General features: G+C 42.1%; 17 protein-coding genes, 2 tRNA genes, 3 rRNA genes and 1 pseudogene. 2 read left to right on the top strand and 21 right to left on the bottom strand.

Annotated elements, in window-relative coordinates:
• Window positions 1-15 precede the first annotated feature (15 nt).
• Window positions 16-459, bottom strand: coding sequence for a D-aminoacyl-tRNA deacylase (gene dtd, locus ACWPVZ_RS00750; protein ID WP_414341041.1), 444 nt, complete (start codon window positions 457-459; stop codon window positions 16-18).
• A gap of 12 nt (window positions 460-471) precedes the next feature.
• Window positions 472-2,691 (bottom strand): RelA/SpoT family protein, encoded by a 2,220-nt coding sequence (locus ACWPVZ_RS00745; RefSeq protein ID WP_414341040.1) that lies wholly within the window; start codon window positions 2,689-2,691, stop codon window positions 472-474.
• A gap of 167 nt (window positions 2,692-2,858) precedes the next feature.
• Between ACWPVZ_RS00745 and nrdI the strand changes: the two genes are divergently transcribed.
• Window positions 2,859-3,317 (top strand): class Ib ribonucleoside-diphosphate reductase assembly flavoprotein NrdI, encoded by a 459-nt coding sequence (nrdI, locus tag ACWPVZ_RS00740; RefSeq protein WP_022496522.1) that lies wholly within the window; start codon window positions 2,859-2,861, stop codon window positions 3,315-3,317.
• 41 nt (window positions 3,318-3,358) lie between these two features.
• On the opposite strand, the gene ACWPVZ_RS00735 is transcribed toward nrdI, so the two are convergent.
• The 8 genes from ACWPVZ_RS00735 to tig all read right to left on the bottom strand — a co-directional run bounded on the left by ACWPVZ_RS00735 (window position 3,359) and on the right by tig (window position 12,663).
• Entirely contained in the window at window positions 3,359-5,899 is a 2,541-nt protein-coding gene (locus ACWPVZ_RS00735) for a bifunctional 2',3'-cyclic-nucleotide 2'-phosphodiesterase/3'-nucleotidase (protein WP_414341039.1), read from the bottom strand.
• 165 nt (window positions 5,900-6,064) lie between these two features.
• Window positions 6,065-6,808 (bottom strand): 16S rRNA (uracil(1498)-N(3))-methyltransferase, encoded by a 744-nt coding sequence (locus ACWPVZ_RS00730; protein ID WP_414341038.1) that lies wholly within the window; start codon window positions 6,806-6,808, stop codon window positions 6,065-6,067.
• The gene (gene prmA / locus ACWPVZ_RS00725) at window positions 6,809-7,762 is read right to left on the bottom strand and encodes a 50S ribosomal protein L11 methyltransferase (protein ID WP_414341037.1); all 954 of its coding nucleotides are present in this window, start codon (window positions 7,760-7,762) and stop codon (window positions 6,809-6,811) included. It lies immediately after the preceding gene.
• Window positions 7,763-8,209, bottom strand: coding sequence for an NUDIX hydrolase (locus ACWPVZ_RS00720; protein ID WP_414341036.1), 447 nt, complete (start codon window positions 8,207-8,209; stop codon window positions 7,763-7,765).
• A 15-nt stretch (window positions 8,210-8,224) separates the two neighbouring features.
• Window positions 8,225-8,695: a DUF3013 family protein gene (locus ACWPVZ_RS00715; protein WP_037598883.1), complete on the bottom strand. Its 471-nt coding sequence runs from the start codon at window positions 8,693-8,695 to the stop codon at window positions 8,225-8,227.
• Between the two features lie 94 nt (window positions 8,696-8,789).
• Window positions 8,790-10,394 (bottom strand): CTP synthase, encoded by a 1,605-nt coding sequence (locus ACWPVZ_RS00710; RefSeq protein WP_002889723.1) that lies wholly within the window; start codon window positions 10,392-10,394, stop codon window positions 8,790-8,792.
• A 252-nt stretch (window positions 10,395-10,646) separates the two neighbouring features.
• Window positions 10,647-11,222, bottom strand: coding sequence for a DNA-directed RNA polymerase subunit delta (gene rpoE, locus ACWPVZ_RS00705; protein ID WP_002885605.1), 576 nt, complete (start codon window positions 11,220-11,222; stop codon window positions 10,647-10,649).
• Window positions 11,223-11,379: 157 nt separating this feature from the next.
• Window positions 11,380-12,663, bottom strand: a complete 1,284-nt coding sequence (gene tig, locus ACWPVZ_RS00700) for a trigger factor (RefSeq protein WP_037598880.1) — start codon at window positions 12,661-12,663, stop codon at window positions 11,380-11,382.
• Window positions 12,664-12,805: 142 nt separating this feature from the next.
• On the opposite strand from tig, the gene ACWPVZ_RS00695 reads away from it, so the two are divergent.
• Window positions 12,806-13,648 (top strand): mechanosensitive ion channel family protein, encoded by an 843-nt coding sequence (locus tag ACWPVZ_RS00695; RefSeq protein WP_368386982.1) that lies wholly within the window; start codon window positions 12,806-12,808, stop codon window positions 13,646-13,648.
• Window positions 13,649-13,755: 107 nt separating this feature from the next.
• Here the strand turns inward: ACWPVZ_RS00695 and ACWPVZ_RS00690 are convergent, their stop codons facing one another.
• The 11 genes and pseudogenes from ACWPVZ_RS00690 to dnaJ all read right to left on the bottom strand — a co-directional run bounded on the left by ACWPVZ_RS00690 (window position 13,756) and on the right by dnaJ (window position 23,769).
• Window positions 13,756-14,253: a sigma-70 RNA polymerase sigma factor region 4 domain-containing protein gene (locus ACWPVZ_RS00690; protein ID WP_021143466.1), complete on the bottom strand. Its 498-nt coding sequence runs from the start codon at window positions 14,251-14,253 to the stop codon at window positions 13,756-13,758.
• 547 nt (window positions 14,254-14,800) lie between these two features.
• Window positions 14,801-15,079: pseudogene (gene tnpA / locus ACWPVZ_RS00685) on the bottom strand (IS200/IS605 family transposase); the annotation flags it as partial.
• 110 nt (window positions 15,080-15,189) lie between these two features.
• Window positions 15,190-15,263 (bottom strand) — tRNA-Asn (locus ACWPVZ_RS00680).
• 5 nt (window positions 15,264-15,268) lie between these two features.
• Window positions 15,269-15,382: ribosomal RNA gene (rrf, locus tag ACWPVZ_RS00675) — 5S ribosomal RNA — on the bottom strand.
• 83 nt (window positions 15,383-15,465) lie between these two features.
• Window positions 15,466-18,363 (bottom strand): 23S ribosomal RNA (locus ACWPVZ_RS00670).
• A 146-nt stretch (window positions 18,364-18,509) separates the two neighbouring features.
• Window positions 18,510-18,582, bottom strand: a tRNA-Ala gene (locus ACWPVZ_RS00665).
• Window positions 18,583-18,636: 54 nt separating this feature from the next.
• Window positions 18,637-20,184: ribosomal RNA gene (locus tag ACWPVZ_RS00660) — 16S ribosomal RNA — on the bottom strand.
• Together the 16S, 23S and 5S rRNA genes with 2 tRNA genes alongside form the textbook arrangement of a ribosomal RNA operon.
• Before the next feature lie 380 nt (window positions 20,185-20,564).
• Window positions 20,565-21,038: an ECF transporter S component gene (locus ACWPVZ_RS00655; protein WP_060973129.1), complete on the bottom strand. Its 474-nt coding sequence runs from the start codon at window positions 21,036-21,038 to the stop codon at window positions 20,565-20,567.
• Complete coding sequence (locus tag ACWPVZ_RS00650) at window positions 21,028-21,789, bottom strand: bifunctional hydroxymethylpyrimidine kinase/phosphomethylpyrimidine kinase (RefSeq protein WP_347096343.1); 762 nt, start codon at window positions 21,787-21,789, stop codon at window positions 21,028-21,030. Before ACWPVZ_RS00650 ends, ACWPVZ_RS00655 begins: the two co-directional genes overlap by 11 nt.
• Window positions 21,782-22,528 carry a tRNA pseudouridine(38-40) synthase TruA gene (truA, locus tag ACWPVZ_RS00645; RefSeq protein WP_145517579.1) on the bottom strand — a complete coding sequence of 249 codons (747 nt, stop codon included), beginning with the start codon at window positions 22,526-22,528 and terminating at the stop codon, window positions 21,782-21,784. The genes ACWPVZ_RS00650 and truA overlap by 8 nt, the downstream gene beginning before the upstream one ends.
• A 107-nt stretch (window positions 22,529-22,635) precedes the next feature.
• Window positions 22,636-23,769, bottom strand: a complete 1,134-nt coding sequence (gene dnaJ / locus ACWPVZ_RS00640; protein WP_002886399.1) for a molecular chaperone DnaJ — start codon at window positions 23,767-23,769, stop codon at window positions 22,636-22,638.
• Between the last annotated feature and the right edge of the window lie 18 nt (window positions 23,770-23,787).

Here is a 23,787-nt window from a genome sequence, read left to right as displayed (position 1 = left end):
AAGGCGAGAAATGTTTTATCGATTTTTGGTATCTAAAATAATGGTCACAGGGCCGTCATTGACCAGACTAACCTGCATATCTGCACCAAAGCGTCCTCTTTCTACAGGAACATGTGTTGACAAGGATTGGTTGAAATCGTCATAGAACTGGCTAGCCATGTCAGGCTTTGCAGCTCCCGTAAATGCTGGTCTATTCCCTTTTTTCGTATCTGCAAAAAGCGTAAACTGAGAAATCGACAAAATCTGGCCATCAATATCCTTAACAGAAAGATTCATCTTACCATCTTCATCTGAAAAAATACGCATATTGACAATCTTACGAACTGCATACTCTAGGTCCTCTTTGGTATCCTCTGGACCAACTCCGACCAAGAGTAAGAGCCCCTGATTAATAGCACCAACCGTAGAATCCTCAATAACCACAGAGGCACTTTGCACGCGCTGAATCACAATCTTCATCGCAGTAACTCCTTACCCATTCGTACGTTTAACACTGTAAACATCAGGGATAATTTTAATCTTATCCACTAGACCAGTCAATTCAATAAGGTTTGCAATTTCAAAGCTAACGTGAATATTGGCAAACTTCATGTCCTTAGTCGGTTGCGCATTGACCGTAGCGATGCTCTTGGTCGTATTTGACAAGATTTGGAGAACATCATTCAACAGACCAGAACGGTTAAGGCCATAGATGTCAATCTCTGCCAAATAAGATTTATTGGCATTACGTTCATCCCACTCCACTTCGATTAAACGTTGTTCATAACCTTCTTGACTCTTGATATTATTACAATCTGAACGATGAATAGCAATTCCACGGCCCTTGGTGATGTAACCTTCAATCTCATCTCCAGGTACTGGGTTACAGCACTTAGCGATACGCATGAGGAGACCAGAGGCACCTTGAATGATGACTCCATTTTCACTCTTAACCTTAAGAACTTCTTTCTTCTCAGTCTTAACCTCGCCACCGTTCATTAGCTCTTCAGCTTCAGCTTTTGCCTTAGCACGCTCTTCCTCACGGCGTTCTTTTTCTGTCAGACGATTGAAAACAGCAGCAGCACTAATTTCGCCAAAGCCAACAGCAGCATAGAGAGCTTCTTCACTACGCACACTCATACGAGGGAGAATTTCCTCAATATGTTTCTTGTCTAGGTATTTATTGGCAATATAGCCATGCTCTTGGAAGTAGGCAATCAAAAGCTCACGACCTTTGGTGATAGAAGCTTCCTTATCCTGATTCTTAAAGAATTGTCGAATTTTATTTCTGGCCTTAGTTGTCTTGACCATCTTAATCCAGTCACGACTAGGACCAAAAGAATTGGCATTAGTGACAATCTCAACCACATCACCTGTCTTAAGTTTGGCAGTCAAGGGAACCATACGGCCATTAACCTTAGCACCTGTAGCCTTCTCTCCAACTTGGGTATGGATAGCATAGGCAAAGTCAATAGGTCCTGAATCTTTAGGCAATTCCTGAACAGCACCATTCGGCGTAAAGACATAAATACGCTCTGAGAAGATATCCTCTTTAACAGAGTCTACAAATCCCATAGCATCACCATTTGAGGCATCTTGAAGTTCAACAAGATCTTTAATCCAGTTCATTCCCAAAGCGGACTCTTTTGAATCTACCTTGCCCTTGATCCCTTTCTTGTAAGCCCAGTGAGCTGCAACCCCGTATTCGGCAACTTGGTGCATTTCCTTGGTACGGATTTGGATTTCAATAGGTCCTTTTGGTCCATAAACCGTTGTATGGATAGACTGGTAACCATTGGATTTAGGATTGGCAATATAGTCTTTGAAACGGCCAGGCATCGGACGCCAGAGCTCATGAATGTATCCCAACATGGCATAAACATCACTGTGCGTCTCCATGACACAACGGATGGCAATCAAATCATAAATTTGATCGAAGCGCTTTTTCTTGTCGCGCATCTTACGATAAATAGAGTAGATATGCTTTGGACGACCATAAACATCACCAACAAGTCCTTGTTCAGCTGTGTAGGTCTTAATTTTATCGACAATCTCGTCCACAAGTTCCTCACGCTCACGACGTTTTTCCTTCATCATGTGAGAAATCTTGTAGAATTCCACCTCATTAAGGTAACGGAAGGACATATCTTCCAATTCCCATTTGATACGACTGATACCCAGACGGTGAGCCAAAGGAGCATAGATTTCCATGGTTTCACGAGAAATGCGCTCTTGCTTATCCTTACGAAGATGCTTTAGGGTACGCATATTGTGTAAACGGTCGGCCAATTTAACCAAGATGACACGGATATCCTTAGACATGGCCATAAGCATCTTACGGTGGTTTTCAGCCAACTGCTCCTCGTGGGACTTGTACTCAACCTTACCAAGCTTAGTAACACCATCTACGATATTTCGTACATCCGTACCAAAATCCATTTCCAAATCATCGAGCGTTTTTTCGGTGTCTTCAACGACATCGTGTAAGAAACCACAGGCTACTGTCACTGCATCAAGATGAAGGTCTGCCAGGATACCTGCCACTTGAATAGGGTGAATAATATAAGGTTCTCCTGACTGACGAGATTGCCCACTATGAGCATCTGTCGCATAATGCCAGGCTTTTTCAACTAATTTCAAATCATCTGCTGACATGTAGGCCGAGCAAATGTCTAAAATTTCTTCTCCTGTTACATTTTTATCTTTAGCCATGATTTCTTCCTTCGCTTCTTTTAATAACCTTTATTTTATCACTTTTACAAGTAAAGAAAAAGAGCTAGATAGGCAATTATTAACTGCAAGGAGCCAACTTGAAAAGCACAACATCTTGTGTTAGAATGATTGAGCAAACACAAGATATAGATAGAAAGAGGACGCTTATGTCTCAACTTACCCTCGTTTATATTAGTCTAAGTGGCAATACCCAAAGCTTTGTCAAACGTATGTCTGACTACCTATCCCTCAACCACGGGATTGAATGTCGCCAAATCAATATTAAAGAGCTTAATCATGAAACCTTCCAAGTAGATGAACCCTTTGTCGCACTCTTGCCAACCTACCTTGAAGGTGGAAATGGCGTGGACAATGGAGATGTCGAAATCCTAACCAATCCACTGGGAGATTTTATCGCAGCCCATGATAACCACAAACGTTGCTTTGGTATCATCGGTTCTGGTAACCGTAACTTCAATAACCAGTACTGCCTAACCGCCAAACAATACAGTCAACGTTTTGGCTTCCCTATGTTGGGAGACTTTGAGCTTCGTGGCACACAGTCTGATATCGAACGTCTGGCACCTATTATTCTAGAAGCACAGAAGAACTTTAACCAACGCTAAAACTACAGCAAAAAAGCCCCTGTCAGGGCTTTTTCCTTTGCTTAATTTTTTTCGTGTTTTTTGATTCCAAAGAATCCAGCCAAGGTCATAAGAACCATACCAGCTAAAGTTGCTGACATAGATTCGTCTGAACCAGTGTTTGGCAAGGCCTTAACTGAACTTGAACCTTGAGTTTCTTGCACTTGAGCTTGAGGTAAGATAACGACTTGAGCGTTTGACAATTGGATAGCTGAAGCAGGTTTAGCCATGCTAGCAACTGCAGTAGCATTTGGTTTCACATGCTTAGTTTGGTCTGCCATCTCAACACCTTTTGGTGACTTCTCAGATTCTTTCTTAGTCGTATCCTCAACTTGATTTGCCTTTTCCTTAACAACCAAGCGGTACTCTGCAAATCCTGCTTGTGTTGATGGTCCTACATAACTAATGGCATCCTGACCAGCAAGGTGGGCACGTGCATTGTCAGATGAGGCAAAACGGATATCTGCATTCGTAATATTAGGAACGAAACTCCAATTTCCATCAGCAGTTGGGTTAATCGTTTTCTCACTAACGATATAATCAATGATTGCCTGACGATTCTCAAGATTGAGGAGACGTTTTTCTGCAGCATCCTTAACACCAGGGAAATTACCAGTCGCACGATAGTTGTTAGTCACAACAAGGAAAGTCTGATTCAAATCAATGGGTTTACCTTGATAAGTCAAGTCACGAACACGACTAGCATCTGGGTTAACCAACTTACCTTCACGATCGTATTTGTTAGGTTGTGTCAAATCAAACTTATAAGTCACCCCATCAATCACATCGTAATTGTATGAGCGATAGCTACTATTAATGAGTTGTTGTGGCTCTTTGCTATTAGGATCAATTTGATTGAACTGTCCTGCAGACATTTCCAACCATTCTTTTATTTGTGCACCAGTCACCTTGAGTAGGGCAGTAACATTGTCGTAGAGGTAGAGGTCTGCGACATTCTTAATGGCTAATGGTCCTGCTGGAATATCGGTATAGTAGGTCGCATCCCCACGAGTCCCCGCCTTGAAAGGTGCCGCTGCTGAGAGGATTGGGAGTTTTTCATCTGCTGTTCCCGCTACTTGTTTTTTAGCATACCATAGTTGTGCATTATTAACGATTTGAATAGATGGATCGTCCTGAACCTGAGCAAAATAGCTAGTAATTGGTGCAGTAGTCTCACCAACTTCCTTACGAACATAGTTGATTGTTCCATTATGGTCATGAGCAGCCATATTAATTAAGTCCTTGTCCGCAACATCTGACTTAGTATCAATCTTTTCAAGCTTGGCCTTACTGTTAACAACTTTCCATTTACCATCCGTGTAAGTCAATTTGACATCCATGATGCCTAGATGATCTCCGAATTTACCAGCCATAACCACAGGTTTCCCATTGATGAGACCATTGACATCATCTACACCAGGGTATTTCGCATAAAAACTTGTACCATCCCCATTTGGGAAATCCGCATGAGAATGCCCTGTCGCAACAGCATCAACACCTTCGATACCAGCAATTTGGTAACCTTCATTTTCCTCATTCTTAGTGTATTCATTGTCACCAATACCAGAGTGAGCAGCAACAAGGATAAAGTCAGCTCCTGCAGCCTTCATCTTAGGAACGATAGCCTTAACAGCCTCCATTGGATCGTCAACAGTTACCTTACCTTCAAGATTGGCCTTATCCCAAACCAAAATCTGTGTTGGAAGGACACCTGTAATACCGATTTTTAGCGTTACCTGTTTGCCATCTGTATCAGTAAAGGTCTTGTTAACAATCTTATAAGGGTTGTAATAGTAGTCACCTGTCTGAGCATTACGCACATTGGCATTGATAATGTTAATCTTAGCAGCCTTAACCATACGATCCAAAAATTCTAGACCATAGTTAAACTCGTGGTTTCCAAGTGTTTCGGCATCGTAGCCCAGCATCTCAAAGGCTTTGTACATAGGGTGAGTCTCACCTTGGGCAACAGGGTCAATCAAAGCCTTATAAGTCCCAAAAGGAGTTCCCTGAATCGTATCCCCACTGTCCACTAAGACCGTATTGGGATTAGTTTCACGGGCTTTTTTGATAAGGACAGCAGTTTTAGACAAACCAACTGTTTGAGACGGCTTATCTTGATAATAATCATAGTTAACCAAGTTGGTATGAAGGTCTGTTGTTGACAAAATCTGCATATCAACGGTCTGCCCCTCATGAGCAGGCTCTGTAACAGTTTCAGCCTGTACTGGCACCGCTGGTGTCACCTGATTGGCATTCGTCAAAACAGCACTGGCTTCTTGACTTGCTTGGGTCGTTGAAGTGGTAGGTGATGACTCTGCGGACGCATTTGTCGCTACTGTTGTTGATGTAGGAGATACAGTCTCTGTTCCTCCTTGAACAGCTGTTCCCGAAGTTCCTTGTCCTGATACGGTAGCAGCTCCACTATCTGTCACACTTTCAGTTGAAGTAGTTGGTACTGGTGCGGTTGCCTCATCAGCATGACCTAGGACTTGTGGCACAGTCAAGAGAGCAAAGAGGCCCAAAACCACAGCCGATTGAGTCACATAACGATTCGTTTTCATTAAAAATCTTCCCCTTTTATAAAGATAGTACAATTATATTAAATCTAAATAAGATTATCAACTTTTTTAGAAATGCTTGATTTGTCATACAAAACTAATGGCACGATGCAATCTTAGCTTAAAAGTGTCAAATACAAAAAAAGTTGGAACAAGGCCAACTTTCTCTTATTGATTCAATTCCAAGGCATAACTGACACTACTCAAAGCGTAGAGAGGAGCGGTTTCCGTCCGCATAATACGTGGTCCAAGGCCAATTTTAAGGCCACCAGCTTCTTCAAAGGCGTCAATCTCAGACGGAGAAATACCACCTTCTGGTCCAAAGATAAAGAGAATTTTCTGACCATTCTCTACCTGAGCCAACTCACGAGCTAGAGTAGCCAACTCACCTGCTTTGGCTGTTTCCTCATAGGCGATAAAAATCTTATCAAAATTATCTAATTCTGATAGAAATTCCCCTTTTTTCTCGAACAATCTGACTTCTGGAACACGATTACGCTTGGATTGTTCTGCAGCTCCTAGACCAATCTTGGCAAGTTTATCTTCCTTCTTGGCTAGCTTCTTACCATCCCACTTAACCACAGACCAGTCGGCAGGGAAGGCCCAAATAGCCTGAGCTCCAAGCTCTGTTGCCTTTTGTGTCACCAACTCCAGTTTATCTCCCTTGGGAAAACCTGAGGCAATGGTTACAGATACAGGCATCTCGACATTATCATTTAAGTCTTCAATCACTTCAAAGACGTGATTCTCACGGTCAGTCACACGCGCAAGACGCTTGATACCATCTTCAAAAACCAAAACCACCTGATCATCTTCTGTTAAACGCATAACGTTAAACATATGCTTCACAGTATCCTTGTCTTTGATGATTACTGGATTTTCAACCTTCCCCTTTATAAAATACTGTTGCATTTAGCCTCCAATCACACCTGAAATATCATCTGTCTTCTTGAAAACACAAGCATTCCACTCTCCCTGAACCATGTGAGTTTCTAGGAAGAAACCTGCTTTCTCAGCCGATTCACGCACCATATCCCATTTTTCAGAAATAATACCTGACATAATCAAGTAACCTTCATCCTTAACCAAACGGTAGGCATCTTCCGTCAAATGGATAAGAATATCCGCTAAAATATTAGCCACGATAACATCAGCTTCTTGCGTCACACCCTTCAAAAGATCTCCCGCAGCAACGTGGATATTTTCCATATCAGGATTCATATCAATGTTTTCCTGTGCCACTCGAACCGCCACATCATCAAGGTCATAAGCGTAGATTTCCTTGGCACCAAGCAGAGAGCTGGCAATCGAGAGGACTCCTGAACCAGTTCCCACATCAATCACCCTCTCACCACCACGAAGCACCTGTTCCAAGGCAAAGAGGCTCATCTTAGTTGTTGGATGTGTTCCTGTCCCAAAGGCCATACCAGGATCCAACTTAATGATCTTTTCCCCCTCTGATGCTTCATAATCCGTCCATGACGGTACGATGGTCAAATCATGGGTAATTCGTGCTGGTTCATAGTATTTTTTCCAATTCTCAGCCCAATCCTCTTCAACCAATTCTTGAGTAGCCAAGTGAATATCTCCTGTTTCAAGACCAAAATCTGTCAACTCAGCCAAACGCTCATTGACCTGCTTAGTAATGGCCTCGATATCTGCTGATTCCGGATAATAAGCCGTAATTTTAACCGTTTCAACCTGCTCAACCTCAGGATAAAGTTCCCCAAAACGGTCCGCATTTTCCAAATAATCTGCACTATCATCAATAGCCACACCTTGGCTCCCAGACTCAATTAAAATATTAGAAGCCGCTTCTTCGACCTCACGATTAACTTCAATCGTTAATTCTTGCCATTTGTCCATTTATTTCTCCATTTCCTTTCCTACTAAATAGTCTTTAAAGCGTTCCTGCAACTGGGGAATGACGCCTTCTGCTTTTATAAAATCCTCTATAGGCATTAGTTTAAATTCCTGCCCCTCGTCACCAAAACGAATCTCACGATACTGCTCTTGGCTAATTTTGCCAACCACAAAAACAGCTAACCTATTTTTATCCAACATACTAGGATAGATTTTCGACCAAATAATCGATTCCTCTTTCAGAGCCAATCCCAGCTCCTCCCAGACTTCGCGTTGAAGACACTCAAGTGGTGTTTCTTGACCTTCTCTTCCGCCACCTGGCAACTCCCATGTATTTGGCCAAGGAATATCTGGCTTATTATCTCTGAGAATGACCAAAATACTTTGCTCTACGAGTAAGGCAGCCTTAACACCTGTAAAATCGAACTGATCTTTTAAATAAGCATCCATCCCTTTTCGCTCCCTTTAATACCTTGGATAAGCAAAAAATTCCTTCTCTTCAAGTTGAGCTTTCCCTTTTTCGAAAGCTTCTTTGTCCCAAACCAAACCGAATTCCTCAGGTCCATCATCAGATAGAAAATCCATCAAGTCACTCAATCCTTCTGTTGCCACCTCATTCAAGGTCTCCGCAAAATAGGACAAAAACTCACGAGATAGACCTTTCTTAGGTTCATATGGAATTGTCACTAGGTAGTCCTCTTCATCAAAACGTGATTTTGCTGGATTGTAAAAGAGCACGTAATCCTCAAAAATGACATCTTCATCAGACACTTCACCCTTATCATCAATAGTCTCGACATTGCTACTGTTTTGCGCTTCCAGGATAAACGTTACTTCCACAGCATGATTCTTTTTATCCCAGTCCATAGCAAAATCATAGTCCAAGTGCTTATCCAGTTCTTCTTCTAATACTGACAAAAAGCCAAATTTAGCCATTTGTTTTCCTCGTTCTTTCTTATTATTCCCTTTATTTTAGCATAAAAGGAACTAATAAAAAACAGAGTAGGCTATCCCACTCTGTCTTAGATAATTATTTAGCATTTTCAACTGCTGCTGTCACAAAGGCACTGTAAAGTTCTTCCGCATGGTTTGGACGGCTATGATATTCTGGGTGGTATTGCGCTGCCACAAAGAATTTCTTGTCTGGGAGTTCTACAACTTCCATCAAACGATTATCTGGTGACACACCTGAGAATACAAAGCCCTCAGCCTCAAACTGTTCACGGAACTTAGTATTAAATTCATAACGGTGACGGTGACGACGTTGAACAACTTCTTGGTTGCCATAAGCTGCAGCTGCCTTAGAACCTGGTTTCAACTTACATGGGTAAAGACCAAGACGAAGAGTACCACCCATGTCTTCAATGTCAATTTGATCACGCATAATATCGATAATTGGATATTTTGTGTTTGGATCAAGCTCAGCTGAATTAGCGCCATCCAAGTGAAGAATGTGGCGAGCAAACTCAATACATGTCAATTGCATACCGAGACAGACACCCAACATTGGCACATCATTCTCACGTGCATAACGAATAGCTTGAATCTTACCTTCAGTACCACGTTGACCGAAACCACCAGGAACAATAATACCATCAGCATCAGCCAAACGAGAAGCAACATTTTCAGCAGTCAAATCATTAGCATTGACCCAGTCAATATCAATGGCAGTATCATTTGCCAAACCTGAGTGTTTAAGTGCCTCAACTACTGACAAGTAAGCATCGTGAAGCTCCACATACTTACCAACAAGAGCAATTTTAGTTGTTTTCTTAAGGTTAAGCACCTTATCAACCATAGCAGACCACTCTGTCATATCTGCAGCTGGAGCATCCAGTTTCAAATGATCACAAACGATTTGATCCATACCTTGAGCCTGCATATTAAGTGGCACTTGATAGATATGTTCCACGTCGAGTGATTCGATAACAGCCTCAGGTGCAACATCACAGAACTGAGCTAATTTATTCTTGATTCCTTGACCAGCAGGTTGTTCTGTACGAATAACCAACATATTTGGTTGGATACCCAAACCACGCAATTCCTTAACAGAGTGTTGCGTTGGCTTTGTCTTCATTTCACCAGCAGCCTTCAAATAAGGAAGAAGCGTTGTGTGGATATACATAACGTTGTCAGAGCCCACATCAGCCTTCATTTGACGAAGAGCTTCAAGGAATGGAAGACTTTCAATATCACCAACCGTACCACCAACTTCAGTGATAATGACATCTGAATCAGTTGTTGTCGCTGCGCGCTTAATCTTGTCTTTCAAAGCATCTGTGATATGCGGAATCACCTGAACAGTCGCACCAAGATACTCTCCTTTACGTTCCTTACGCAAAACTTCGCTATAAATCTTACCAGTAGTCACGTTAGAGTATTTATTAAGATTGATATCAATAAAACGTTCGTAGTGACCAAGGTCAAGGTCAGTTTCAGTACCATCATCAGTGACATAAACTTCACCGTGTTGGTAAGGACTCATTGTTCCTGGGTCAATATTGATGTAAGGATCAAATTTTTGAATCGTAACCTTAAGACCACGGTTCTTAAGCAAACGCCCAAGACTTGCAGCTACAATCCCTTTACCAATTGAAGATACCACACCACCAGTGACGAAAATATATTTTGTCATGTTAACTCCTTATAATATAATTCAAAACAACTACAGATAGCAGATTGGTTACCCACTCAGATAATCACGATAGTCCTTTCCTAGTACCTGATGGGTGCCGTACAAAGTACCTCACCTTAGACAAGTCCAGTAAATGACTAAAAACAAAAATGACCCCCAAGAGTTTTACTCTGGGAGCCTTAATCATGACCTCTTCAAAAGAGGTGCCCGATAAATAGTCTAAACTATCCAAGACCATTTGTCAATGAAAACTTAGTCGTTTGACTCATCCTCATAGTCATCGTCATCATCTTCTTCTGACAACTCAACATCATCCAAATCATCATCTGGAATAATTTCATTCAACTCAGAGTCATAAGATTCCACTTCGGCTTTCTCATCATCTTCGCTATCGTCGTCATATTCAAGACTATCAGAATCAGGTGTAAAGTTCTCGTCTTCTGGATCATCGTCATTATAATCGATGGCATCTTCATCACCATCCATGAAGGCATTAACTTTCTTGTTCTTACGTTTTGGTGCATTTTCATCAGTATCTTCCAATGTGATGACCTCTTCATCGATTTCATCAATTGCATACCATGAACGCAAGCCCCATTTGTTATCACCTAGTGGAATGAAACTTCCATCCGTATTCAAATCTGAATAAAAGAATGGCAAAGCATTGCGGATATCAGCATCCGATTTTTCTAAGTAATTTTGAATTTCATTGACCAAATCATTGAAATACATTTCATTATCACGACCACGTGTTTCTAAGATAGCACGGGCCACTTCAATCATTGATAATTCACTTTTTTCTTGTCCAGCAAATACGTCTAGTTCCAAAGTGGTTCTCCTTCATTCTTACTCAAGCTAGTTTCTATCAGAAATAGCTCAGCAATCAATTTTTCGCTACCTTTTATTTTACGCTAAAAAGAGTCAATAGTCAAAGCATTTATAGAAGAAAAAATCAAGTCTCAACAGAAACTTGATTTTAGTCATATTATTTAACTTTTGCTGTGCTTGTGATAACTTCAACAGCTTTCTTCATAGTGATATCGTGTTTAAGCATTTCAGGTGAAAGAAGTGCAGAAACTTGTGATACTTCCATGTTGTACTCAGCTGCAAGATCGTTAATTTCTTTTTGGATTTCTTCTTCTGTAGCGTCGAATCCTTCAGCAGCAGCAACAGCTTCGATAACAAGGTTAGTTTTCACACGTTTGTCAGCGTCAGCTTCATATTGTTTGTGAAGATCTTCTTGAGTTGTACCAGTGATTTGGAAGTACATTTCAGGAGAGATACCTTGACGTTGCATGTTGCCCATGAATTCGTTCATAGCACGGTGAACTTCGTCTTCAACCATTTCTGCTGGCAATTCAACGATTTCAGCGTTTTCAACAGCCAAATCAAGTGCAGCACCTTCAACAGCGTCATCAAATGCGATTTCTTTAGCTGCTTCAAGTTCTTTACGGTATTTAGCTTTCAACTCATCAAGAGTTTCAACTTCATCGTCAAGATCTTTAGCCAACTCATCATCAAGAGCTGGAACTTCTTTAGCTTTAACTTCGTTAACTTTAGTAACAAATACAGCAGCTTTACCTGCAAGGTCAGCAGCTTGATAGTCTTCTGGGAAAGTTACTTTAACTTCTACTTCATCACCAGCTTTTGCTCCAACCAATTGGTCTTCGAAACCTGGGATAAATTGACCTGAACCAAGTTCAAGAGAGTGGTTTTCACCTTTACCACCATCAAATTCAACACCGTCTACTGAACCAACAAAGTCGATAACAACAGTGTCGCCATTTTCAGCTGCACCTTCTTTAACAACCAATTCAGACAAGTTTTTGCGTTCGCTTTCAAGCTTAGCATCAACTTCTTCATCAGTAACTTCTTTAGAAGCTTCAACTGAAACTTCAAGATCTTTATATGCACCAAGTTTTACTTCAGGTTTTGTAACAACTTCTGCAGTAAGTGTCCAATCTTGACCTTTTTCAATTGATTTTACATCAATTTTTGGTTGTGCAACAACATCAAGACCAAGTTCAGCAATCGCTGCTTCATAAGCTGCTGGAAGAATTGCATTCAAAGCATCGTCGTAAAGAGCTTCTTCACCAAATTTTTGGTTAAATACGGCACGAGGCATGTGTCCTTTACGGAAGCCTGGAGCGTTCAAATTCTTTTTAACCTTGTTAAATGCTTGATCCAAAGCTGGTTGAATTTTATCTTGACCGATAGTGAATGTCACCACACCACGGTTAGTGGCTGTGTTTTCAAATGATACAGACATGTAGTCATTCTCCTTAAAATTTTTTATAGATACAGTTTAGTTTACCATATTTCAAAGCCTTTTAAAAGTTTTTTTATCCAATTTAATCACAAGAAAATCGTTAGAAACTGCTACTTTTTCAAAATTTTGATAAACTAGAGCTATGAATATTTTACAAAGATACATCCAACAATTTAATTTTGAAGAGACCCTAATGGTACTCATTACGAAAGGGATTAAACTCCTTATTCTCCTCATCATCTTTCTTCTTAGTAAGAAGATTATCAACTTTCTTTTTAAACATACAGTGGGACGCTCTCTAGCTTGGACAATTCAAACACCTGCTCGACAAAAAACAATTGAACGATTACTACACAATTGCATGAACTACGTGCTATACTTCTTCCTTGTTTACTGTCTTCTTAGTATCCTTGGGGTCCCAGTATCTAGCCTCCTTGCTGGGGCAGGACTTGCTGGGGTTGCTCTTGGTCTAGGAGCTCAAGGCTTCCTATCTGATGTCGTTAATGGTTTTTTCATATTGTTAGAAAACCAATTTGAAGTCGGTGACGCAGTTGAAGTAGGAGCCGTTACAGGCCTTGTTTCAACCGTAGGTATTCGAACTACTCAAATTCGAGGATTTGATGGAACCCTCCATTTTATACCTAACAGAAATATCACAATTGTATCTAACAAATCTCGAGGGGACATGAGAGCTCAAATTGATATCCCAGTCTATCCGTCAACCGATATCAATAAAGTGACAAGCATCATACAAAAAGTAAATCAAGAAAACATTGAAAACTATCCTCAAATCTGTGGAGCTCCAAATATCATTGGATTAAGCACAACTCCTTCTGGACAACTAGTATTTCGTATTGATATTTTTACGAAAAATGGACAACAAACTCATATCTATGCTGATTTCTTAAAACTTTACCAAGAAGCTCTAATCAAAGAAAACATTGAACTTCCAAGATTCATTGGAAACCCTATAGCAGTAAAATAAATTCATTACATTAAAAACACTTCAAAAGATAGATAAGATAAATCTACTTTCGAAGTGTTTTTTATTCATATTAATCAATAATGCTAGTCAAGGTTCTATATTAAGAATTAATCATCTTCATTGTAAGGATCAAAATCAACCATCCAAAATTTTAACTCTCGAATCATCTTTTTTCGACCTCTAAAACACTCCCCAGCTAGCAAACGGTCTAACTTAGTAGCATCTTCCGAAGACAACTGATTACGGAAAGCATTAAGCTGCTCGTCATAAACAAGCCTATCAACAGCATCTAACTCTTTATTTGGGAGACAAAAAGCAATATCTGAAATTTCGATATAACATTGTCGATTAGCTTGTCGTTTTACAGACTCCTGCCTTCTAACCTCATCATTAAGTCTATTCCTAAATTTCGTTTTAAAATATCGCCGTAACTTATCATCATCAGACTTTAATTCAGGAAACTTTTCTAAAAGCTGATAAAGCGTCATCATAGCTTCTTGCTCCATATCAGCTTGGTCCCAAAGTTGGATGAAATATTGTCTACTAGCCTTAAGTACAATCGGTCTTACAACTTCATATGCATGAACAAAAACTTCTTGTTCCATTAAACCTCCTATAAATAGATAAAATATTTGTAATTAAAATAATTACGAAATCTATTATAAGAGATACATAAGAAATAAAATAGAGACATATATGTCACTATAAAAATGATAGGCTCTATAATTTCTGAAGTGGGTAAAACCACTGTAGAGATTATAGAGCTTTTTGAGTATACACAAAAATTCCCATAAGAACTATAATGAAAAGCGACCAAACCATCATTAGAGCTTATAAGATTTATTAAGAATGCCACAGAATTAATCGGAAATAGAGAGTAAAATATTAAGGTTTCCCTTGTTTTTGAAACTGTCACTCATATCCAAATTTAAACAAAACTGGATTACCCTATACCACTATATCCTCTCTAGATATTAGCTTTTCGTCACTCACTACAGTTGATAAACAGATCAGTCAAAACCACCCGTGAGAACGGGTGGCTTGCTCTTCGGCTGAAAGCCTCTGCTACCGGCCGAGGCCTAAAGGCCTACCGAATGGTTTCCCTTCAGTACTACCTTTGCTAGCTGACCCGACTAGTGGGTCTCTTTAAGACTACTTTCTTTTATTCTTCTCACCTGTAAACGGATCATATTCCTCAAAAAGACTGAGCCGATCTGCTATCACGTCTTCTTGTAATTGATTACGAATATATTCTTCAAGTCACTTCTGATTTCGCCCAACCGTATCAACATAAAACCCTCGAAACCAAAATTTGCGATTTCCAGATTTATACTTTAAATTAGCGTGTCAATCAAATATCATTAAGCTACTTTTACCCTTTAAATATCCCATAAATGAGGAAATACTTAGTTTCGGTGGTATACTCACCAATTAGGGGGACTTTTTTGATACATCGCTAAAAGCTTTTCGGAACCACTAGCACAGCTAGTGGTTTTCGTAAAACAAAAAAGCTAGACCTGCGTCTAGCAATGAGAATTATACTCCGCCAGTAGGACTCGAACCTACGACATCATGATTAACAGTCATGCGCTACTACCAACTGAGCTATGGCGGATAAACGCTAAGCGACTACCGTATCTAACAGGGGCAACCCCAACTACATCAGGCGTACTAGGGCTTAACTTCTGTGTTCGGCATGGGAACAGGTGTATCTCCTAGGCTATCGTCACTTAACTCTGAGTATTCTCAACTCAAAATTGAACATCTATACTGTATCAAGAAACCAAATCGTTGTCAATATGTCTCAGTTACTTTCTTTGGATAAGTCCTCGAGCTATTAGTATTAGTCCGCTACATGTGTCACCACACTTCCACTTCTAACCTATCAACCTGATCATCTCTCAGGGCTCTTACTGATATAAAATCATGGGAAATCTCATCTTGAGGTGGGCTTCACACTTAGATGCTTTCAGCGTTTATCCCTTCCCTACATAGCTACCCAGCGATGCTCTTGGCAGAACAACTGGTACACCAGCGGTAAGTCCACTCTGGTCCTCTCGTACTAGGAGCAGATCCTCTCAAATTTCCTACGCCCGCGACGGATAGGGACCGAACTGTCTCACGACGTTCTGAACCCAGCTCGCGTGCCGCTTTAATGGGCGAACAGCCCAACCCTTGGGACCGACTACAGCCCCAGGATGCGACGAGCCGACATCGAGGTGCCAAACCTCCCCGTCGATGTGAACTCTTGGGGGAGATAAGCCTGTTATCCCCAGGGTAGCTTTTATCCGTTGAGCGATGGCCCTTCCATGCGGAACCACCGGATCACTAAGCCCGACTTTCGTCCCTGCTCGAGTTGTAGCTCTCGCAGTCAAGCTCCCTTATACCTTTACACTCTGCGAATGATTTCCAACCATTCTGAGGGAACCTTTGGGCGCCTCCGTTACCTTTTAGGAGGCGACCGCCCCAGTCAAACTGCCCGTCAGACACTGTCTCCGATAGGGATAACCTATCTGGGTTAGAGTAGCCATAACACAAGGGTAGTATCCCAACAACGCCTCACTCGAAACTGGCGTCCCGAGGTCATAGGCTCCTACCTATCCTGTACATGTGGTACAGATACTCAATATCAAACTGCAGTAAAGCTCCATGGGGTCTTTCCGTCCTGTCGCGGGTAACCTGCATCTTCACAGGTACTAAAATTTCACCGAGTCTCTCGTTGAGACAGTGCCCAAATCATTACGCCTTTCGTGCGGGTCGGAACTTACCCGACAAGGAATTTCGCTACCTTAGGACCGTTATAGTTACGGCCGCCGTTTACTGGGGCTTCAATTCATACCTTCGCTTACGCTAAGCACTCCTCTTAACCTTCCAGCACCGGGCAGGCGTCACCCCTATACATCATCTTACGATTTAGCAGAGAGCTGTGTTTTTGATAAACAGTTGCTTGGGCCTATTCACTGCGGCTGACCATAAGTCAGCGCCCCTTCTCCCGAAGTTACGGGGCCATTTTGCCGAGTTCCTTAACGAGAGTTCTCTCGCTCACCTGAGGCTACTCGCCTCGACTACCTGTGTCGGTTTGCGGTACGGGTAGAGTATAATTAACGCTAGAAGCTTTTCTCGGCAGTGTGACATCACTAACTTCGCTACTAAACTTCGCTCCCCATCACAGCTCAATGTTATAGATATAAGCATTTGACTCATATCACACCTCACTGCTTGGCCAGACACTTCCAATCGTCTGGTTTAGTTAGCCTACTGCGTCCCTCCATCACTATATACTCTAGTACAGGAATATCAACCTGTTGTCCATCGGATACACCTTTCGGTCTCTCCTTAGGTCCCGACTAACCCAGGGCGGACGAGCCTTCCCCTGGAAACCTTAGTCTTACGGTGGACAGGATTCTCACCTGTCTTTCGCTACTCATACCGGCATTCTCACTTCTATGCGCTCCAGCACTCCTCACGGTACACCTTCTTCGCACATAGAACGCTCTCCTACCATACCTATAAAGGTATCCACAGCTTCGGTAATATGTTTTAGCCCCGGTACATTTTCGGCGCAGGGTCACTCGACTAGTGAGCTATTACGCACTCTTTGAATGAATAGCTGCTTCTAAGCTAACATCCTAGTTGTCTGTGCAACCCCACATCCTTTTCCACTTAACATATATTTTGGGACCTTAGCTGGTGGTCTGGGCTGTTTCCCTTTCGACTACGGATCTTAGCACTCGCAGTCTGACTGCCGATTATATCTCGTTGGCATTCGGAGTTTATCTGAGATTGGTAATCCGGGATGGACCCCTCACCCAAACAGTGCTCTACCTCCAAGAGACTTAACATCGACGCTAGCCCTAAAGCTATTTCGGAGAGAACCAGCTATCTCCAAGTTCGTTTGGAATTTCTCCGCTACCCACAAGTCATCCAAGCACTTTTCAACGTGCCCTGGTTCGGTCCTCCAGTGAGTTTTACCTCACCTTCAACCTGCTCATGGGTAGGTCACATGGTTTCGGGTCTACGACATGATACTAATGCGCCCTATTAAGACTCGGTTTCCCTACGGCTCCGTCTCTTCAACTTAACCTCGCATCATATCGTAACTCGCCGGTTCATTCTACAAAAGGCACGCTCTCACCCATTAACGGGCTCGAACTTGTTGTAGGCACACGGTTTCAGGTTCTATTTCACTCCCTCCCGGGGTGCTTTTCACCTTTCCCTCACGGTACTGGTTCACTATCGGTCACTAGAGAGTATTTAGGGTTGGGAGATGGTCCTCCCAGATTCCGACGAGATTTCTCGTGTCTCGCCGTACTCAGGATACTGCTAGGCATAAAGACTATTTCGAATACGAGGCTATTACTCTCTTTGGCCTACCTTCCCAGGTAGTTCTTCTATAATCTTTAAGTCCACGTTGCAGTCCTACAACCCCGAAGAGTAAACTCTTCGGTTTGCCCTCTTGCCGTTTCGCTCGCCGCTACTAAGGCAATCGCTTTTGCTTTCTCTTCCTGCAGCTACTTAGATGTTTCAGTTCACTGCGTCTTCCTCTACATTACCTTAACAGTAATGAGTGACAGGCATTACCTGCCGGGTTCCCCCATTCGGACATCTCTGGATCATTGCTCACTTACAGCTCCCCAAAGCATTTCGTCGTTAGTCACGTCCTTCATCGGCTTCTAGTGCCAAGGCATCCACCGTGCGCCCTTATTAACTTAACCTTATTTTGGTCTTGCGACCTAACTCATTAAATATTCACAGCGTTTCGGTTTATTTTCTTGTTACTATCTATATGTAATTAATTACATATGGAATTTGATATAGATATTCAATTTTCAATGGACAATACTTGAATCTTTCGATTCAATGGAGCCTAGCGGGATCGAACCGCTGACCTCCTGCGTGCAAAGCAGGCGCTCTCCCAGCTGAGCTAAGGCCCCACAAGACCTCTCAAAACTAAATAAGAAACTCAAGTGCATTCCGTTTTTCCTTAGAAAGGAGGTGATCCAGCCGCACCTTCCGATACGGCTACCTTGTTACGACTTCACCCCAATCATCTATCCCACCTTAGGCGGCTGGCTCCAAAAGGTTACCTCACCGACTTCGGGTGTTACAAACTCTCGTGGTGTGACGGGCGGTGTGTACAAGGCCCGGGAACGTATTCACCGCGGCGTGCTGATCCGCGATTACTAGCGATTCCGACTTCATGTAGGCGAGTTGCAGCCTACAATCCGAACTGAGATTGGCTTTAAGAGATTAGCTTGCCGTCACCGACTCGCAACTCGTTGTACCAACCATTGTAGCACGTGTGTAGCCCAGGTCATAAGGGGCATGATGATTTGACGTCATCCCCACCTTCCTCCGGTTTATTACCGGCAGTCTCGCTAGAGTGCCCAACTGAATGATGGCAACTAACAATAGGGGTTGCGCTCGTTGCGGGACTTAACCCAACATCTCACGACACGAGCTGACGACAACCATGCACCACCTGTCACCGATGTACCGAAGTAACTTTCTATCTCTAGAAATAGCATCGGGATGTCAAGACCTGGTAAGGTTCTTCGCGTTGCTTCGAATTAAACCACATGCTCCACCGCTTGTGCGGGCCCCCGTCAATTCCTTTGAGTTTCAACCTTGCGGTCGTACTCCCCAGGCGGAGTGCTTAATGCGTTAGCTGCGGCACTGAATCCCGGAAAGGATCCAACACCTAGCACTCATCGTTTACGGCGTGGACTACCAGGGTATCTAATCCTGTTCGCTCCCCACGCTTTCGAGCCTCAGCGTCAGTTACAGACCAGAGAGCCGCTTTCGCCACCGGTGTTCCTCCATATATCTACGCATTTCACCGCTACACATGGAATTCCACTCTCCCCTTCTGCACTCAAGTTTGACAGTTTCCAAAGCGAACTATGGTTGAGCCACAGCCTTTAACTTCAGACTTATCAAACCGCCTGCGCTCGCTTTACGCCCAATAAATCCGGACAACGCTCGGGACCTACGTATTACCGCGGCTGCTGGCACGTAGTTAGCCGTCCCTTTCTGGTAAGCTACCGTCACAGTGTGAACTTTCCACTCTCACACTCGTTCTTGACTTACAACAGAGCTTTACGATCCGAAAACCTTCTTCACTCACGCGGCGTTGCTCGGTCAGGGTTGCCCCCATTGCCGAAGATTCCCTACTGCTGCCTCCCGTAGGAGTCTGGGCCGTGTCTCAGTCCCAGTGTGGCCGATCACCCTCTCAGGTCGGCTATGTATCGTCGCCTAGGTGAGCCGTTACCTCACCTACTAGCTAATACAACGCAGGTCCATCTTGTAGTGGAGCAATTGCCCCTTTCAAATAAATGACATGTGTCACCCATTGTTATGCGGTATTAGCTATCGTTTCCAATAGTTATCCCCCGCTACAAGGCAGGTTACCTACGCGTTACTCACCCGTTCGCAACTCATCCAAGAAGAGCAAGCTCCTCTCTTCAGCGTTCTACTTGCATGTATTAGGCACGCCGCCAGCGTTCGTCCTGAGCCAGGATCAAACTCTCATTAAAATCTTTAATAATTGTTCGAGCGTTAACTCATTTCCGTCATCTGACGATTTATTCTTGTAAATTGACAGGTTATAATTTCTTCTATCATAACCCTGCACTTGGTTTCTTATTCAGTTCTCAAAGGTCTTTATCTCTCTTAAGACAACTCCTATATTCTAGCAAATCTAGAATAACTTGTCAACACTTTTTTCGAAGTTTTTTTACTTCTCGTGTTCGCCACCCCTTCCGAAGCAGCTTATTTATAATATCATCTCTGACTTGTCTTGTCAATAACTTTTTAAAAGTTTTGGAACCTTTTCAAGTTTATGGCAAGTCTGTTAAGACAACTTTTATATCTTAACACCCAATTTTGTTATTGTCAATAGGGTTTAGTAATGTTATTAACCTTTTTTAGACTGAACTTTTTTGAATCCTTGATACAATACCCATCCAACAACTACGCCAAGAGCATTCTGGCAGAAATTAGGAATCACTTCTGCGATTGAAGCTCCTGTTCCATACATAAATACTGAAGCAAGTGCATAGCCACCCACCATCACAATTGTTGCAATCAGAAGGCCTAGGATACGATAGTTCCCTTTAAATCCAGCAAAATAACCTTGTGCACCATGAATTAATAAACTGATAAACATCCATTGCGGAGCAGATGATAGCAAATCTATCAGAAAAGCAGACAATCCGCCCACAATTGCCCCCTCTTTCTTCCCAAGATAAAAGGCTGTGAAGTAGATTCCTGCATCTACCAAAGTTAAAAGCCCTGTTGGAGTTGGAATTTTAGCTACGAATCCAAAGGTCACTGATAAAGCTGTTAAGATAGCTAATAATGTTAGCTCTTTTGTTTTCTTATTTTGCATATTGAACTACTCCAAATTCATTTGATTGTTTAATTGATTCATAAACAAAGGCTTTAGCATTTGCCACAGCTTCAGTTTCTGAACATCCTTTAACTAATTCACTAGCTATACTTGAAGCAAATGTACATCCTGCACCGGTATTGTTTTTATCCAACACAACTTCCTCAAACAATTTGTAGTCTGCTCCATCATAAAAGACATCTATCGCTTTATTTCCATCCAAGCGGTTTCCACCTTTGACAACGACAGTCTTAGCTCCTAATTCATTGAGATAGCTAGCCGCATGCTTCATATCATCAAGAGTCTTGACCTTTCTATCTATAAGCAGTTCGACTTCAGGTAAGTTCGGAGTGATAACCGTGATATAAGGGAAAAATTTAACCAATTCATCACGTAGTTGAGAAACTTCAACGTCATGAGTCTCCTTACATACTAAAACGGGATCCAAGACAATTGGAATATCAGAATGATTTTTAACAAAATCCAACGTTAATTCTGCAATCTCAACGTTAGGCAACAAGCCAATTTTAATTGCTGAGAAGGGGACATCTTTTAGTGAATCAAGTTGTTGTTTAAAAACATTAGTATCAACCGGAATGACCTCAAAACCATTCTCAGTCATAGCTGTTAGACAGGTAAGAGCCACAAATCCATGCTGTTTATTTGTGGTAAATGTCGCTAAATCTGCATGAAGTCCGCCACCACTAAAAATATCATTCCCTGAAATCGCTAAAATCAATTCATTACTCATATCGTATCTCCTTTAAATACAAACCATTACCAGCTGTCGTTGGTCCTGCAAGATTACGGTCACGACTTTCCAACACTGTCTTAACTTGCGAAACAGGCATGCGACCATTGCCAATCTTCAACAAGGTGCCAACCATATTTCTAACTTGCTTATAGAGAAAACCATTACCAGAAAAAGTAAAGATATAAAATCCAATTTTCTCATCGATAGATACACTAGCCTGGGTAATTGTGCGTACTTTATTTTCTACAGAAGTTCCTGAAGCTGTGAAGCCTGTAAAATCATGTGTACCGACCAAATCCTTAGCAGCCTCTTGCATAGGTTCTAAACTTAGAGGGTAGGGATAGTGGGTCGCATAATTACGCATCATGGGGTTCTTAGGTCGCCCTGCATCTACTAGGAACTCATAAGTTTTACTGTGTTTATTGTATCGTGCATGGAATTCCTCCGATACAAGTTCGATACTAACAACATCAATGTCATCTGGACATTGCGTATCTAAACCGAAACGTAACTTCTCTGGATCTCGCTCCTGGGGCAAATCGAAGTGGACAACTTGTCCATAGGCATGAACACCTGCATCTGTCCGACCCGCCCCATGAACGGTGACAGGTGTACCGCTATTTAACCGTAAGAGAGTCTTTTCAAGCTCTTCTTGAATAGAACGTGCATTTGGTTGTCTTTGAAAACCTGAGAAAAGTGTACCATCATAGGAAATTGTCGCTTTGTATCTAACCATAGAATTATCATATCAGATTTTTTCAAGGATAAAAAGTAGGTCGATCACCAACTGACCCCATACAGTTTTTTTGTCATAAAGAAAAAGACGCATTAAGCGTCCTTCCTTTATAAATCTTCTAAAGCATCCTTTACCTTATTGAAGAAACCTTTTTTCTGTGGTGCGATTTTTTCATCACCACTTGCTTTGGCAAATGCAAGGAGAGCTTCTTTTTGAGCATCATTTAGCTTCGTAGGAGTTACAATCTTAACTGTAACGTGTTGATCTCCTTGTGAACCTCCACGAAGACGTGGAGCACCCTTTCCTTTTAGACGGAAAGTTTTGCCTGTTTGAGTTCCTGCTGGGATGGTCATCTCAACATTTCCGTGAACCGTTGGTACTTCAACAGTGTCACCAAGGGCTGCTTGGACAAAGGAAATATTAAGTGTATAGTAAATCGTTGATCCATCACGCGTAAATTTATCGCTTGGATTAACATTGATGATTACAAAGAGATCTCCATAAGGTCCACCATTGAAACCAGCTTCACCTTGACCAGCAAGACGGATTTGTTGACCTGTTTCAACACCTGCTGGAATCTTGACAGATACTTTGTGGCTTTGTTTTTCATGTCCTGTTCCATGACAAGTTTGACATGGCTCTTTAATTTCTTGACCTGTTCCATGACAGACATCACAGGTTACTTGACGACGCATCATACCAAGTGGTGTTTGCGTATCAACATTGATAACCCCTTGACCATGACAGCGACCACAAGTTACAGGGCTTGTTCCAGGTTTTGCACCAGATCCTGAACATGTCTTACATGTCGCTTCACGATTATAGTGCACTTCTTTTTCGGCACCAAAAATCGCCTCTTCGAAGCTTAGGTTGACACGGTACTGAAGATCATCACCTTGACGTGGAGCATTTGGGTTACGAGTAGCACCACCACCAAAGAAGCTAGAGAAGATATCCTCAAAACCACCAAAACCTGCACCACCATCGAAGCCACCAAAGCCTCCTTGACCACCAAAACCATTCGCACCATCTGGTCCGTATTGGTCATAGGCTGCACGTTTTTGGTCGTCACTTAAAGTTTCGTAGGCCTCTTGGACCTCTTTATATTTTTCTTCCGCACCTGGTTCTTTATTAATGTCTGGGTGGTATTTTTTAGACATCTTACGATAGGCACGTTTGATTTCATCTTGAGAGGCATCCTTAGATACCCCAAGACGATCGTAATATTCCGTATTGTTCATAATTTTAGATACAAAGGG

It is taken from the genome of Streptococcus sp. Marseille-Q6379, assembly GCF_965119505.1.
This window is presented reverse-complemented; position numbering and strand designations above follow the sequence as displayed.

Coding starts and splice junctions, on each gene's coding strand:
- truA (WP_145517579.1), bottom strand. CDS start 22,528: ATGGTTAGATACAAAGCGACAATTTCCTATGATGGTACACTTTTCTCA.
- ACWPVZ_RS00710 (WP_002889723.1), bottom strand. CDS start 10,394: ATGACAAAATATATTTTCGTCACTGGTGGTGTGGTATCTTCAATTGGT.
- nrdI (WP_022496522.1), top strand. CDS start 2,859: ATGTCTCAACTTACCCTCGTTTATATTAGTCTAAGTGGCAATACCCAA.
- ACWPVZ_RS00690 (WP_021143466.1), bottom strand. CDS start 14,253: ATGGAACAAGAAGTTTTTGTTCATGCATATGAAGTTGTAAGACCGATT.
- ACWPVZ_RS00715 (WP_037598883.1), bottom strand. CDS start 8,695: ATGGCTAAATTTGGCTTTTTGTCAGTATTAGAAGAAGAACTGGATAAG.
- ACWPVZ_RS00730 (WP_414341038.1), bottom strand. CDS start 6,808: ATGCAACAGTATTTTATAAAGGGGAAGGTTGAAAATCCAGTAATCATC.
- tig (WP_037598880.1), bottom strand. CDS start 12,663: ATGTCTGTATCATTTGAAAACACAGCCACTAACCGTGGTGTGGTGACA.
- ACWPVZ_RS00695 (WP_368386982.1), top strand. CDS start 12,806: ATGAATATTTTACAAAGATACATCCAACAATTTAATTTTGAAGAGACC.
- ACWPVZ_RS00735 (WP_414341039.1), bottom strand. CDS start 5,899: ATGAAAACGAATCGTTATGTGACTCAATCGGCTGTGGTTTTGGGCCTC.
- ACWPVZ_RS00650 (WP_347096343.1), bottom strand. CDS start 21,789: ATGAGTAATGAATTGATTTTAGCGATTTCAGGGAATGATATTTTTAGT.
- dtd (WP_414341041.1), bottom strand. CDS start 459: ATGAAGATTGTGATTCAGCGCGTGCAAAGTGCCTCTGTGGTTATTGAG.
- dnaJ (WP_002886399.1), bottom strand. CDS start 23,769: ATGAACAATACGGAATATTACGATCGTCTTGGGGTATCTAAGGATGCC.
- prmA (WP_414341037.1), bottom strand. CDS start 7,762: ATGGACAAATGGCAAGAATTAACGATTGAAGTTAATCGTGAGGTCGAA.
- ACWPVZ_RS00720 (WP_414341036.1), bottom strand. CDS start 8,209: ATGGATGCTTATTTAAAAGATCAGTTCGATTTTACAGGTGTTAAGGCT.
- ACWPVZ_RS00745 (WP_414341040.1), bottom strand. CDS start 2,691: ATGGCTAAAGATAAAAATGTAACAGGAGAAGAAATTTTAGACATTTGC.
- ACWPVZ_RS00655 (WP_060973129.1), bottom strand. CDS start 21,038: ATGCAAAATAAGAAAACAAAAGAGCTAACATTATTAGCTATCTTAACA.